This window comes from Mesorhizobium sp. B2-4-15, assembly GCF_006658505.1.
Classification (GTDB): Bacteria; Pseudomonadota; Alphaproteobacteria; order Rhizobiales; family Rhizobiaceae; genus Mesorhizobium.
This window is the reverse complement of the sequence record NZ_VFUZ01000010.1, coordinates 30,213-43,477: the sequence shown is the minus strand read 5'-3', so window position 1 is coordinate 43,477 and position 13,265 is coordinate 30,213. Positions and strand designations below refer to the sequence as shown.

16 protein-coding genes are annotated in these 13,265 nt (G+C 64.7%); 6 read left to right on the top strand and 10 right to left on the bottom strand.

Annotation, left to right across the window (positions count from 1 at the left end; translation table 11 throughout):
- Window positions 1-261 precede the first annotated feature (261 nt).
- From ccmA to FJ930_RS13965, 4 genes are all read left to right on the top strand, one after another.
- Complete coding sequence (gene ccmA / locus FJ930_RS13985; RefSeq protein WP_141838583.1) at window positions 262-870, top strand: heme ABC exporter ATP-binding protein CcmA; 609 nt, start codon at window positions 262-264, stop codon at window positions 868-870.
- A gap of 223 nt (window positions 871-1,093) precedes the next feature.
- On the top strand, window positions 1,094-1,759 hold the full coding sequence (gene ccmB / locus FJ930_RS13975) for a heme exporter protein CcmB (protein WP_141838372.1): 666 nt from the start codon (window positions 1,094-1,096) through the stop codon (window positions 1,757-1,759).
- A gap of 177 nt (window positions 1,760-1,936) precedes the next feature.
- Window positions 1,937-2,110, top strand: a complete 174-nt coding sequence (gene ccmD, locus FJ930_RS13970) for a heme exporter protein CcmD (RefSeq protein ID WP_140740229.1) — start codon at window positions 1,937-1,939, stop codon at window positions 2,108-2,110.
- Window positions 2,107-2,685 carry a DsbE family thiol:disulfide interchange protein gene (locus FJ930_RS13965; RefSeq protein ID WP_141838370.1) on the top strand — a complete coding sequence of 193 codons (579 nt, stop codon included), beginning with the start codon at window positions 2,107-2,109 and terminating at the stop codon, window positions 2,683-2,685. The genes ccmD and FJ930_RS13965 overlap by 4 nt, the downstream gene beginning before the upstream one ends.
- Before the next feature lie 221 nt (window positions 2,686-2,906).
- On the opposite strand, the gene FJ930_RS13960 is transcribed toward FJ930_RS13965, so the two are convergent.
- Window positions 2,907-3,074: a hypothetical protein gene (locus FJ930_RS13960; RefSeq protein WP_140610188.1), complete on the bottom strand. Its 168-nt coding sequence runs from the start codon at window positions 3,072-3,074 to the stop codon at window positions 2,907-2,909.
- 288 nt (window positions 3,075-3,362) lie between these two features.
- On the opposite strand from FJ930_RS13960, the gene FJ930_RS13955 reads away from it, so the two are divergent.
- Window positions 3,363-4,283, top strand: coding sequence for an SMP-30/gluconolactonase/LRE family protein (locus FJ930_RS13955; RefSeq protein WP_141838368.1), 921 nt, complete (start codon window positions 3,363-3,365; stop codon window positions 4,281-4,283).
- 162 nt (window positions 4,284-4,445) lie between these two features.
- Complete coding sequence (locus tag FJ930_RS13950; RefSeq protein WP_127280266.1) at window positions 4,446-4,652, top strand: 4-oxalocrotonate tautomerase family protein; 207 nt, start codon at window positions 4,446-4,448, stop codon at window positions 4,650-4,652.
- A 205-nt stretch (window positions 4,653-4,857) separates the two neighbouring features.
- Here FJ930_RS13950 and FJ930_RS13945 read toward each other — a convergent pair whose 3' ends face one another.
- From FJ930_RS13945 to FJ930_RS13905, 9 genes are all read right to left on the bottom strand, one after another.
- Complete coding sequence (locus FJ930_RS13945) at window positions 4,858-5,406, bottom strand: NADPH-dependent FMN reductase (RefSeq protein ID WP_141838581.1); 549 nt, start codon at window positions 5,404-5,406, stop codon at window positions 4,858-4,860.
- Window positions 5,407-5,447: 41 nt separating this feature from the next.
- The gene (locus tag FJ930_RS13940; protein ID WP_141838366.1) at window positions 5,448-6,068 is read right to left on the bottom strand and encodes a pyridoxamine 5'-phosphate oxidase family protein; all 621 of its coding nucleotides are present in this window, start codon (window positions 6,066-6,068) and stop codon (window positions 5,448-5,450) included.
- 25 nt (window positions 6,069-6,093) lie between these two features.
- Window positions 6,094-6,768: a septation protein A gene (locus tag FJ930_RS13935; RefSeq protein WP_141838365.1), complete on the bottom strand. Its 675-nt coding sequence runs from the start codon at window positions 6,766-6,768 to the stop codon at window positions 6,094-6,096.
- 54 nt (window positions 6,769-6,822) lie between these two features.
- Entirely contained in the window at window positions 6,823-8,892 is a 2,070-nt protein-coding gene (gene ftsY / locus FJ930_RS13930) for a signal recognition particle-docking protein FtsY (protein ID WP_141838363.1), read from the bottom strand.
- 11 nt (window positions 8,893-8,903) lie between these two features.
- On the bottom strand, window positions 8,904-10,250 hold the full coding sequence (gene mtaB, locus FJ930_RS13925) for a tRNA (N(6)-L-threonylcarbamoyladenosine(37)-C(2))-methylthiotransferase MtaB (RefSeq protein WP_181763380.1): 1,347 nt from the start codon (window positions 10,248-10,250) through the stop codon (window positions 8,904-8,906).
- Window positions 10,247-11,131 (bottom strand): diaminopimelate epimerase, encoded by an 885-nt coding sequence (dapF, locus tag FJ930_RS13920; protein ID WP_141838360.1) that lies wholly within the window; start codon window positions 11,129-11,131, stop codon window positions 10,247-10,249. The genes mtaB and dapF overlap by 4 nt, the downstream gene beginning before the upstream one ends.
- 97 nt (window positions 11,132-11,228) lie before the next feature.
- On the bottom strand, window positions 11,229-11,390 hold the full coding sequence (locus FJ930_RS13915) for a DUF1328 family protein (RefSeq protein WP_140696027.1): 162 nt from the start codon (window positions 11,388-11,390) through the stop codon (window positions 11,229-11,231).
- A 75-nt stretch (window positions 11,391-11,465) separates the two neighbouring features.
- The gene (locus FJ930_RS13910; RefSeq protein WP_141838358.1) at window positions 11,466-12,032 is read right to left on the bottom strand and encodes a hypothetical protein; all 567 of its coding nucleotides are present in this window, start codon (window positions 12,030-12,032) and stop codon (window positions 11,466-11,468) included.
- A 77-nt stretch (window positions 12,033-12,109) separates the two neighbouring features.
- Window positions 12,110-13,114 carry an MBL fold metallo-hydrolase gene (locus FJ930_RS13905; RefSeq protein ID WP_141838356.1) on the bottom strand — a complete coding sequence of 335 codons (1,005 nt, stop codon included), beginning with the start codon at window positions 13,112-13,114 and terminating at the stop codon, window positions 12,110-12,112.
- Window positions 13,115-13,265: the final 151 nt, after the last annotated feature.

Here is a 13,265-nt window from a genome sequence, read left to right as displayed (position 1 = left end):
GCCTGAAAGGGAACGGACGCCGATGGCATGCAATCACGCGCAAAGGTGCGGGTACGGCCATTTCCGCTGTCCGTTCCCAAGCAACCCGAGCCGTTCAAGGCGGCGCGTGCGCTGGTTCGGCGCAAATTCTGTTCCCGCGCCGACCGCTGGCACGGATGCACCGCATATAGAGAATTTTCTGGAATAGTTCTAGACAGTTGCGGAGCAAATTTGTGCGACGCGGCAGCGGTCGCGAAACATTGTTTTCAGGGCAGGCGAGGGATGCGGCTTATCGCCGAAAATCTGGGCGGCGAACGCGGCGGCGAATCGGTTTTTTCCGGCATTGGCTTCGCGCTCGACCAGGGCCAGGCGCTGGTCGTCACGGGGCCGAACGGCGCCGGCAAATCAACCCTGCTCCGGATCATCGCCGGGCTGCTGCCGAAGGCCGAGGGCGGTCTGTTGCTCGAGGGCGGTGGTGAGGCGTTTCCATCCATCGCTTCGGCCTGCCATTATCTCGGTCATCAGAACGCGATGAAGACCGCGCTCAGCGTGGCCGAGAATTTGCGCTTCTGGCGGGAGTTCGATGGCAGCGGAGATGTCGGCGTCGAAGAGGCGCTGGAAACGGTCGGGCTGGGTGGCATCGGCCATCTGCCGTTCGGCTATCTCTCGACGGGGCAGCGGCGCCGCGCGGCGATCGCGAAACTGCTGGTCAGCCATCGGCCGTTGTGGCTGCTGGACGAGCCGACGGCGGGGCTGGACAAGGCTTCGGAAGCGCGGTTCGCGGGGCTGATGCGGAGGCATCTGGGGGACGGAGGGATTGTTGTGGCGGCGACGCATCTGCCGTTGGGTATCGAGGGGGCAAAGGCGCTGCGGATGGGGGAGGCCGGCTGATGTCCGGGCTCTACGGCGCCCCCCTCTGCCCTGCCGGGCATCTCCCCCGCAAGGGGGGAGATCGGCTGTCATCTCTGCTTTCGCCAATCGCTAACGCTGCAGAAAGAATACTCCCATCGAAGCTGCCAATCTCCCCCCTTGCGGGGGAGATGTCCGGAAGGACAGAGGGGGGTGTGACAGAACGCCATCGTTGGGATGGTAGATCCGCACGGGCGCTCCGCTCATGCTAGCCCTCTTCCTGCGCGACATCCGCCTCTCGATCCGCGCCGGCGGCGGCGCGCTGACCGGCGTCATCTTCTTCCTTGCCGTCATCGCCACCATTCCGTTCGGTGTCGGGCCGGACCTGAAGCTGCTTTCCCGCATCGGCCCGGCGATCCTTTGGATCGGGGCGCTGCTGTCCTGCCTGCTGGGGCTCGACCGACTGTTCCAGGCCGACCGTGAGGACGGTTCGCTCGACCTGCTGGTTCTCGGCAACGACCGGCACATGCTGGCTCTGACGGTGTTGGTGAAATGCCTGGCGCACTGGGCCGGAAGCGTGCTGCCGCTGGTGGTCGCAGCCCCCTTGCTCGGCCTGTTCATGAACATGGAGCCGCTGGCAATCGGCGCCACGGCGCTCACTTTGCTGGTCGGCACGCCGGCGATCACCTTTATCGGCGCCGCGGGGGCGGCCGTGGCGGTGGCGCTGCCGCGCGGCGGGCTGCTGATCTCGGTGCTGGTGCTGCCGCTGACCATCCCGGTGCTGATCTTCGGCGTTTCGGCGAGCTACGGCGCGACGGCCAATCCCGACCCGTTCCTGCAACCCTTCCTCATTCTTGCCGCGCTGACGCTGTTTCTTGCCGTGCTGGGGCCGGTCTCGGCGGCACTGGCCTTGCGCCATGGTACGGATTGAGTGACGTCGGCCAGGGGGTTTGCGCGACATCAATGCGTCGGGGCGGCGACCATGCAGGTTTGGGACCGCGGCGCGGCAGCCGATTGCGAAGCCACGGGCAGGCCGTTAAGGGAAAAGCATGATCGAGCGAGGTGAAACGGTCCGGCCGGAAAAAAGGACGTCGATGGAGCGGCCGGCATGAGCGCGCATGCCCTCTATGTCACCGCTGCCTATGGCATCACCGCCGTGGTCCTGGCCGGGCTGATCGGCTGGATCCTGCTCGACCAGCGGGCGCGCAGACGCGAGCTTGCCGAACTCGAAGCGGCCGGCGTGCGACGCCGTTCCGACAAGGCCGGGACACCGAAGTCATGAGCAGTGAAAGCGAAACACCGCCCCCCCGTCGGGGCCTGTTCGTGTTTCTGCCGCTGCTGGTCTTCCTCGGCCTGGCGGGACTGTTCCTGTCGCAGCTGCTGTCGGGACGCGATATTTCGGAAGTGCCCTCGGCGCTCATCGGGTTGCCGGCGCCGCAAACCAGCCTGCCGGCGCTGGAAGGGTCAAACCTGCCGGGGCTCGATTCGAAGGCCTTCGCCGGCAAGGTCACGCTGGTCAACGTGTTTGCCTCATGGTGCGCGCCGTGCCGGGAAGAGCATCCGGTGCTGCTGGCGCTGGCGCAGGACAAGCGCTTCGCCATGGCGGCGCTGAACTACAAGGACCGGCCGGAAAACGCCCGCCGCTTCCTCGGCGACCTCGGCAATCCGTTCCAGGCCATCGGTGTCGACGAAGCCGGCCGCACGGCGATCGACTGGGGTGTCTATGGCGTGCCGGAAACCTTCGTCATCGGCAAGGACGGCAGAATAGCCTACAAGCATGTCGGCCCGCTGACGGCGGAGTCGGCGAGGGATCTCCTGCTGCCGCAGATCAAAAAGGCACTGGCGGCGCCGGGTTAACGCGGCCCCTTCGGTCGTCATTCCAGGGCGAAGCAAGGAGCGAAGCGACGCGGCGCAGACCCTGGAATCCATTCCGTGACATTCGTTAGAAGTGCGGTTCGAAACGCGCACAAGTCCTGCACCGCAGTAACTCTCGAAAATCACGGCACGGATCCTTGGGTCTTCGCTCCGCTACGCGTCGCTACGCCCAAGGATGACGAACGTGATTGGCCGACCGAATACTAGCCGTAGATCTGCTTGTGGATCTGGTAGAGCATTTCCGAGCGGTCGGCGCGCATGTCGGCCAGATCGCGGCTGGAGAAGCTGTCGATTTCGGCGACGAGGCGGTTGTACTGCTTGCGCTTGGCGATGCTGGTGCGAGCGCGGGTCATGAGATCGTTGAAGATCATGGCAAGGTTCCTTCTATGCCGCATTTGTCGCGGCCGGTTCTTCCTCCCTTGATCGGTACGGAGCATGACATAGGAATGGTGCATTGCAAAAAGAAGATGTTGCAATGCACCATTGCGCGCAGCGCATAGCCGGTTAATGGCGTCCTAAAGCGTCCTCCGCACGTCGGACCCCGCCAGCGCGAAAGGCTGGCCCAATCCGTTTTGTCTTACAAATGCGAAATCCACGGCTTGCCAGATCGATCGCGGGCTGGCTTGATCCCGGCGTCACGTGATGCCGGGAGGAAATGCATGGCGGCCGCAGATTATTACGAAGTTCTCGATCCGCGCTTCGCGCGCCTGTTCAATGGCAGCGCGCAGGTGGAGAAGCTGTTCACCGGATGCCGCTGGGCGGAAGGGCCGGCCTGGTTCGCCGCCGGCCGCTACGTCGTCTGGTCGGACATCCCGAACAACCGCATGCTGCGCTACGACGAGACCGATGGCAGCGTCAGCGTCTTCCGCCAGCCCTCGGGCAATTCCAACGGCAACAGCGTCGACCGGCAGGGCCGGCTGGTCACCTGCGAGCATTCGGGCCGCCGCGTCAGCCGCACCGAGCATGACGGCTCGGTCACCACGATTGCCGCCAAATGGAAGGGCAAGCGGCTGAACTCGCCCAATGACGTGGTGGTGAAATCCGATGGTTCGATCTGGTTCACCGATCCGAGCTATGGCATCGACACCGACTATGAGGGCGACAAGGCCGAGAGCGAGATCGGCGCCTGCCATGTCTACCGCGTCGATCCCGAGACAGGCGAGATCGAGGCCGTCATCACCGACATGGTCAGGCCGAATGGGCTCGCCTTCTCGCTCGACGAGAGCCTGCTCTATGTCGTCGACACCGGCCGCACGCATAGCGCCGAGAATCCGGCGCATATGCGCGTGTTCAACGTCGGCAAGCATGGCAAGAAGGTTTCGGGCGGCAAGGTCTTCGCCGACTGCACCGCTGGCCTGTTTGACGGCTTCCGGCTCGACGCGGACGGACGCATCTGGACCAGTGCGGCCGACGGCATCCATTGCTACGATCCGGACGGGACGCTGATCGGCAAGGTCAAGGTGCCCGAAGTGACCGCCAATTGCGTGTTCGGCGGCGCCAAGCTGAACTGCCTCTACATCGCCGGCACCACCTCGCTCTATTCGGTGCGGCTGATGGTCAACGGGGCCAAGACCTATTGAGGCTACTGGAAACTTTTCTCTGGCGGCCTCTGCTGGCGTTTCTGCGCCTGTCTGCCGCGCCCGCCGCGCCACGGGTACCGGAACCACCGCCATGCGGTTTGCCGGAGCGAGTTTCGAAACAGTTGCCGGGCGGCAACCGGCAGAATCCAAGGGGAGGACGACATGCCATTCGTCAACATTCGCATCGTCAAGGAAGTGATCGCCGCCGATCCGGCCGGCAAGAAGGCTGACATCGCCAGGAAGGTCACGGCCGCCATCATGGACGCCACCGGCCTCGGCAATGACGATGTCTGGGTGGTCTTCGAGGAGGTCAACGCCCGCGACTGGTATGTCGGCAAGACCGATGTCGAGACGCTGCGGAAGGGGTAGAGCGGGTTACGTTCGAGTGTGGGGCCCTCCTTCGGTAACGTCAGGAGCGCCCTTCCGTTCGTCATCCTCGGGCTTGACCCGAGGATCCATTCCGTGACGTTCGACATGGAGTGCAGCGGCGCGGAATTCCGTAACCGTTGCAACGCATTGGCGTCACGGCATGGATCCCATGGTCTGCGCGCGTCGCTGCGCTCCTTGCTCCGCCCTAGTATGACGACGTTACGTTTTGCCCGCGGATAGAGCCGGCGAAAGCCCGCACGGCCTCGCGCATCGCCTGCCGGTTCGCCTCCTCATCGAGGATCATCTCTATCTCGGCCGGCTTCTTGCCGAGCAAGGCAATCTCCAGCCCGCCGCCAAACAGCGCGAACGACATGGTGCGCATGATCTCGGCCAGCGCCGCCCGCGCATAGAGCGAGCGCGGCGAGGCGTGCACCAGCATCGCCGGCTTGCCCACGGCGGCCTCGCCCGACACCAGCCAGTCGAGCGCGTTCTTCATGCCGCCGGGCATGCCATGCGCATATTCCGGGCAGGAGACGATGACGCCGTCCGCGCGGGTGATCATCTCGATCAGGCGTGCCGCTTCGGAAGGCGTGCGCTCGCCTTCCTCGTCGGGATTGAAGATCGGGAGCCGGCCGAGGCCGTCATAAAGCTGGACGCGGCAGTCCGCAGGCGCGTTGGCGGCCAAGGCCGCCAGTAGGGCCGAATTGGTCGAGGCGGCGCGCAGGCTGCCGGAGATGGCGATGATGTTGAGCACGGTGAAGAAGGCCGGTTCGGACGAATCGTGTCCGTACGAGCCTACCACATGGTCTGCCGGTAATCGTCGTCCAGCCAGCGGTCGGTCGCCTCGGCGGAGTCGGCCAGTGCCAGCTGGTCGCGCAGGATCTGGCCGAGCGTTGGCAATGTCGTGCGGTCGTACCAGCTCTCCGGCTTCCACAAATCGGAGCGCATGAAGGCCTTGGCGCAATGCATGTAGGTGGCCTTGACTGACACCACGATGACGCTTTGCGGCTCCTTGCCGTCGACGGCAAGGCGCTCGCGCAAGGTTGCGTCGACAGTGATACGGGCATCGCCGTTGACGCGCAGCGTCTCGTTCATGCCGGGAATGAGGAAGAGCAGCCCGATCGAGGGATTGCGCAGGATGTTCTCCAGCGTATCCAGCCGGTTGTTGCCGGGCCGGTCGGGAATGGCGATGGTGCGGTCGTCGAGAATGGCGGCAAAGCCGGGCTTGTCGCCTTTCGGGGTCACGTCGGCGTTGCCTTCGCCGTCGGAAGAGCCGATCAGCACGAAGGGGCTCTTGCCGATGAAGGAACGACAGTGGCCGTCGAGTGCCTTCAATTCCTTGCGGATCGAACCGTCGGTCGGGCGAGGCGTCTTGTAGATCGTCCTCAGCTCCTCGCGCGTGGTGACGAATTCCATGGCTCTCCCCCCTTATTCGCAGGCCTTATTTGCCAGCCTTCTCTTCCCCGCCGGTCTTGTCGTCCAACGAATGGCGCAGGATCAGCGGCATCTGGCTGAAGGTGAACAGGAGCGTGATCGGCATGATGCCCCAGACCTTGAAGGTAACCCAGGCATCGGTGGAGAAATTCCGCCACACCACCTCATTGACGAGGGCCAGAAACAGGAAGAACAGGCCCCAGCGGAAGGTGAGCTTGCGCCAGCCTTCCGCATCGAACCGGAACGCCGAATCGAAGACATAGCCGAGCAGCGACTTGCCGAAGAACAGGCCTCCGAGCAGCACGCCGCCGAACAGCGTGTTGGCGATGGTCGGTTTCATCTTGATGAAGATATCATCCTGCAGATAGAGCGTCAGCGCGCCGAAGATGAGGACGACGACGCCCGACACCATCGGCATGATCGGCAAGGTGTGGGTGAGCAGCCACGAGACGGCAAGGGCGATGACGGTTGCCGCCATGAACAGGCCGGTGGCGACAAAGATCGGCCCGCCGAATTCGGCCAGCACCGGAAATTTCTGCGTCAGCCATTCGCCACGCGCATTGGCGAAGAAGAAGACCATCAGCGGCCCGAGTTCAAGCACCAGCTTGAGCACGGGATTGATGCCTTCCTTCTTCTCTTTCTGCGGATCGGAGGGATCGCGCTCGAGGATAGGTGGGTTCATGGGGTCTCTTTCTTACGCGCTCCAAAAAGCCAGCGGCTTCCTGGGATATGCTTGTCAGGCCACTCCAGCGATCGCCCTGGCGAATTCGCTTGCCGAGAAAGGTTCGAGGTCGTCGACCTGTTCGCCGACGCCGATGAAATAGACCGGCAATTTGTGCTTTGCCGCGATCGCCACCAGAATACCGCCGCGCGCCGTGCCGTCCAGCTTGGTCATCACCAGGCCGTTGACGCCGGCGACATTGCGGAAGATCTCGACCTGGTTGAGCGCGTTCTGGCCGGTGGTGGCGTCGACCGTCTGCAGCACGGTGTGCGGTGCTTCGGGATCGAGCTTGCCGAGCACGCGCACGATCTTTTCCAGCTCGGCCATCAGTTCGGTTTTGTTCTGCAGGCGGCCGGCGGTGTCGATGATCAGCACGTCTGAACCCGCCTCCTTGGCCTTCTCGAAGGCGTCATAGGCGAGGCCGGCGGCGTCGGCGCCAAGCTTCGAGGCGATGACCGGCGATTTCGTCCGCTCGCCCCAGATCTTCAGCTGTTCGATGGCCGCGGCGCGGAACGTGTCGCCGGCGGCCAGCATCACCGACAGGCCGCCATCGGTCAGTTTCGCCGCCAGCTTGCCGATGGTGGTGGTCTTGCCGGTGCCGTTGACGCCGACCACCAGGACGACATGCGGCTTGTGCGAGAGATCGAGCTCCAGCGGCAAGGCGACGGGTGTCAGCATCTTCTCGACCTCGGCCGCCATGATGGCGCGCACTTCGGTGTCGGAGACATCCTTGCCATAACGGCTGGAAGCCAGCGCATCGGTGACGCGCAGCGCCGTCTCCATGCCGAGGTCGGCGCGGATCAGCACATCCTCCAGATCCTGCAGCGTGTCCTCGTCAAGCTTGCGCCGAGTGAAGACGCCGGCGATGTTGCCGGTAAGTTCGCGCGACGAGCGGGCAAGCCCGTCCCGCATGCGCTGGAACCAGGAACGTCGCGGCGCCGGCTCCGGCGCTTTCACCGGCTCGGCCTTCTGCTCGACCTTTTTGGAGACAGTTACCTTGCCCTGGGCGGGTTTCGGTTCCGATGCCGGTTGTAGGGCTGGTGGCGGGACCGGCTGTGGTTCAGGCGCGATCTCGGCAAGGACAGGCTGTGCTTCGACCGGGGATGGTTGGCGAAGGGGAGGCGCGATTTCCGCTGGTGGGGCGGCAATCGTCGGCGAAGCTTCGGCGGTTGGTGCGGAACTTTCCGCAGGTTGGCGCCGCCCCTCACCCTTACCCTCTCCCCGTAAAGTACGGGGAGAGGGGGGCGTCAGCGTCGAGGCTTCTTCTTCGGTATCAGCAACAGGGGTTCCGGCGTCGCGATCAGCGCCCTTCTCCCCGTTCCTATACGGGGAGAAGGTGCCGGCAGGCGGATGAGGGGCGGCGCTGACTTCCGGGGGAAGCCTTGCTGACGGGATCGCCGACGGCGTCTCGACCGGTGCCGGCACTTCGGCGGGCGCTGGCTCTGGCAGTTCCTCGGGTTCCGGCGCGATCCCTGGCCGTTCAGGTGCCGGAATTTCCCCTGGCGCAGGTTCCGGGAGGCGTTCCGGCACCACCGGCACGTCGGGGGTTTCTGGCGGCGCTGGCTCTTCGGCGGGTATTTCGGGCGCCGGTGGCTTCGGGGCGGGTTCGACCGGCTGCGGTTCTTCGGCCGGAGCAGGCTCAGGCTGGATTTCGGGCTCGGACGGAACCGTCGGCTCCGGCGCCGGTGGGATAGTCGGAATGGGCTCGGGTGCCGGCTCCTCGACAGGCGCCAGCGGGGACGCGTCCTTTACCTCCCCCTTGATGGGGGAGGTCCCGAGCGCGGCTCGGGGGTGGGGGTGATCGGCGCCAACGCCGGCGCTATCACCCCACCCCGCCGCTTCGCGTCGACCCTCCCCATCGAGGGGAGGGTGGGGAGCGAGCTCGCCCGAGCTTGCCGCCGCGGTCTCTGCTGTTGGCTGCGCCTCCTCGCGCTTCAAGAATTCCGGCACGGCCTGCTCGGCCGCCGGCTTTAGCGCGTCCAATGCTTCCCATTTGATCGGCGGCAGCGGGGCGGTCTCGTCGATCCGCTCCTCGACAACCTCTTTCTTGCCGAACGAAAATATCTTCTTGAAAAAACCAGCCATGCTTTGCGTTCTCAGGCGGCGCGGGCCGCAAGGGGTGTCGCGACCAGCCGGATACCATCATGGCCCGATATGTCGGCCTCGACGATTTCGCCCGGCGCGCCCGTGCCCAGCGCGGCAAGCGTGAACCCTTCGGTGCGGCCAAGACCATCGCGTTCGATCAGGATCGACTGGCGTGTTCCGGCAAGCGAGGCCAGATGGCGCCGATAGGCCGCCTCGCCGGCGGCGCGCAGCCTTGCGGCGCGCTGCTTGACCACTTCGCGGCGCACTTGCGGCATGCGCGCGGCGGGCGTGCCTTCGCGCGGGGAAAACGGGAAGACGTGGAGGTGGGTCAGGCCGCACTCCGCGACGATCTTCATCGAGTTCTCGAACATGTCGTCGGTCTCGGTCGGGAAGCCGGCGATGATGTCGGCGCCGAAGACGATGTCCTTGCGCAGCTTGCGCACATCCTCGCAGAAGCGGATCGACTGGTCGCGCAGATGGCGGCGCTTCATGCGCTTCAGGATCATGTCGTCGCCCGACTGCAACGAGAGGTGCAGATGCGGCATCAGCCGTGGTTCGGTCGCGATGGCATCGAGCAATTCGCCGTCGGCCTCGATCGAATCGATCGAGGACAGCCGCAGGCGTTTCACGTCGGGCACCTGCTTGAGGATGGTTTTCACCAGTTTGCCGAGTTTCGGCGCGCCCGGCAGGTCGGCGCCGAAAGACGTCATGTCGACACCGGTCAGCACGACCTCGGCATAGCCGTTGCCGGCAAGCCGCTTGACCTGCTCGACCACCGCGCCCATCGGCACCGAGCGCGAATTGCCGCGGCCATAGGGAATGATGCAGAAGGTGCAGCGATGGTCGCAGCCATTCTGCACCTGGACGAAGGCGCGGGTCCGGCCCTCGATGGCGTCGACCATATGACCGGCGGTCTCGCGCACCGAAAAAATGTCGTTGACGCGCGCCTTCTCGGTATCGTTGACGCCGAAATCCGGCAGCGCACGGTAGGAGTTCGCCTTCAGCTTCTCCTCGTTGCCGAGAACGAGATCGACCTCGTCCATTGCCGTGAAATCCTGTGGCGCGGTCTGCGCGGCACATCCGGTGACGATGATGCGCGCGCTAGGGTTGTCGCGGTGGGCCTTGCGGATCGCCTGCTTGGCCTGGCGGACCGCCTCGCCGGTGACGGCGCAGGTGTTGAAGATCACGGCGCCGCCGGCCAGCGTGCCAAGGCCGGCGCTTTCGGCCTCGCGCCGCATCACCTCGGATTCGTAGGTGTTCAGCCGGCAGCCGAAGGTCACCACGCCAATGCCATTGGAACGGGGAGCCTCGGAGAGGGGGCCCTCGAAGACAGGGCTCTTGGACAGAGCCGACATCAGGCCGCGCTTTCGGTGTCGCGGGCCCAGGTGCCGTTGGACGGATCGAAGCTGCCGGAAAACTCCCATTCGGCCGCACCGGTCAGGATGACGTGGTCGTCGTCGCGCCATTCGACATGCAGCGTGCCGCCGCCGGGGGTCAGCAGGTTGACGCTGCGCCCGGTCCGCCTGGTGCGGGCCGCCGCCACCACGGCGGCGCAAGCCGCCGAGCCGCAGGCCTTGGTCAGGCCGGCGCCGCGCTCCCAGGTGCGGATGATCATGGTTTCGGGCGACGTCACCTGCGCGATGGTGATGTTGGCGCGCTCGGGGAAGATCGGGTGGTTTTCGAGCAGCGGGCCGAAGCGCTCGAGTTCATAGGACCAGACGTCGCGGTCGACCCAGAAGATGGCGTGCGGGTTGCCCATCGAGACGGCGGAGGGCGAATGCAGCACAGGCGCGTCGATCGGCCCGATCTGCAATTCGATCATGCGGGTGTCGCGGAATTCTTCGGCCAGCGGAATTTCCTGCCAGCTGAAACGCGGCATGCCCATATCGACCGAGATCAAGCCGTCGGCATGCTCTTCTGCAGTGAGAATGCCGGCGCGGGTCTCGAAGGTGAACGTCTTCCGGCCGGTCTCGGCGGCAAGCGCCTGAACGACGCAACGCATGCCATTGCCGCAGGCCTGCGCGCCCGAGCCGTCGGAATTCAGGATGTCGACATAGTAGGCAGTGCCCGGCGTCTTCGCGTCATGGATCGCCATGATCTGGTCGAAGCGGGTCGCGGGATCGGCGTTGAGCGCGATCGCCGCCGCCGCCGTCACCCGGTCGGCACGGCTGCGCATATCGGCGACGATGATCTCGTTGCCGATGCCGTTCATCTTGGCGAAGGGGGCAATGCCTGCCATTTCTTGCGGTCGTTCCATATCCGTTTGGCGCTATATGGCGGAAACGGGCGGGAATTACCAGTCTGCCGGCGTGTTCAGCCGCGCCGAGGCGTCGGCCTCACGTCACCGCGAAGATGCCAAGCACCACCAACAAGAAGATGATCAGAACGATGCCGATGAGGACGCGCGCGCCGGTGGCCGCGGCTCCCGCGAGCGCCGGCATACCGAGCAGGCTCGCCGCGGCGGCGATGATGAGAAGAATGATGATCCATTTAATCATGGGGATGCCTCAGACGTCGGATTTTTGAAACCGTTTGAAAACGTCCCCATGGCATTTGGGTTCCAGGCTACGAAATTAGCCGGCGATCTCGATGTCGGTGCTGAACGGCGCCGTCTTGGCCGAATTCTCGTCATGCATGAGGAAGTCGCAGCGATATTTGCCGGGCGGCAGGCCATCGAGCGAGAGGTCCAGCTTGAAGAACAGCTCGCGGTTGTGCGAGCGCGAGGCGACTTGCACACGGCCAACCTTCTCCATCGTGCCCAGCGTTTGTCCCGCGGCGGAGACGACGGTGATGTCAACCGAAAGCGCAATGGAGCTGTTGCCGAGCCCGTCCGAGCCATAACCATAGCCGACGGGTTCCATGTACAGGACGATCTTCTCGCCGGGCTTGTAGATGTGATTGGCTCGTTCGCCGTAGATGCCGAAGCCGGTGGCGCTGTCCACCTGCTTGAGGTTCAGCACGCCAAGCGGCATCGCCTTCCAGAAGGCTTCCTCGGCGCTGTTGAATTTTTCCATCGCGCCGGGGCCATCCCCCGACTGGAGCAACTTCTCGGCCTCGGCGGCCCGGTCGCTGATTTCGCTAGCGAAGGCCGCCGGCGTGCAGATGGCGGTGGCGAGCAGGGCTGCCAGGATTGTTTTCACGAGACGCGTCTCCGTTCCTTTGAGCCGGCATGGTGGGGCAAAACAGCCACGGCGTAAATGGCAATCGCCGATGCGCCTCAAGGCACGTCCCAGACCTCGCCGGGCCGCAAGGCGCGAAAGCGCTCCGGCGCGATGCCTTGATCGTCCAGCGCCTCGGCCAGCTTGCGAACCGGCTCGTCGAATGGCTCGTCGGTGAGCTGGAAAGTGCCCCAGTGACAACCCGCGGCCAAGGCGGCGTTGCACAAAAGCATGCCTTGCACCGCCTCCTCAGGGTTCTGGTGCTGCGGCGCCATGAACCAGCGCGGCTCATAGGCGCCGATCGGCAGGATGGCGAAGCGGAAGCCGCCATGCTTCCCGGCGATCAGCCGGTAGTTAATGCCTTCATGGAAGCCGGTGTCGCCGGCGAAGTAGATCTTTCCGCCCGGTGTCTCGATGACGAAGCCGGCCCACAGCGCCATACGTCGGTCCCGGGCGCCGCGCGCCGACCAGTGATGCGCGGGTTCGACGTGGATGGCGATGCCATCTCCAACGGCGACCCTGTCGCCCCAGTCATGCGCCGTCAGCCGCATGCCCGGCACGGCGGCGTTGATGATGGTGTCGTTGCCGAGCGGTGTCATCACCAGCGGGTCGTGCTTTTCCTTCAGCCGCTTCAGCGTGGCGAGGTCGAGATGGTCGTAGTGGTTGTGGCTGACCAGCACGAGGTCGATCGGCGGCAGGTCGGCGAAAGCGATGCCTGGCGGACCGACGCGTTTGGGACCGGCGAAGGAAAACGGCGACGAGCGCTGCGACCAGACCGGATCGGTGAGGATGTTCAGGCCAGCCGTTTGGATCAGCAATGTGGAATGGCCGACCATGGTAACCTTCAGATCGGAGCCTTCCACCCGTGCAGCCGGCCTTGCCGGCTGAAACGGGCTCGGCTGCGCCGCCGGCCATTTCGAGCGCCGGCCATTCAGCTTCCATTTCAGGAGATCGGCAAAGCGGCCAGGCGGCTTGCCATCGGGATTGAAGAACAAGGTGCCGTCGAAATGGTCGCTGGTCGGGCCGCTGTAGTAGCGATTGGCGGCTCTCTTTCTCGCGATCAAGTCTTTGCTCCGGCAGGATTCGTTTCCCTGACATAGGCCCTGCCTCGCCTGGCGCAAGCGTTTGCCGGCCGAATGCCATCGGTCAGGGCGGCACCTTGGCTACTTCGGGCCTGCCAACTGGCCATACGTCGCTCGGGATCATTTGACGCAT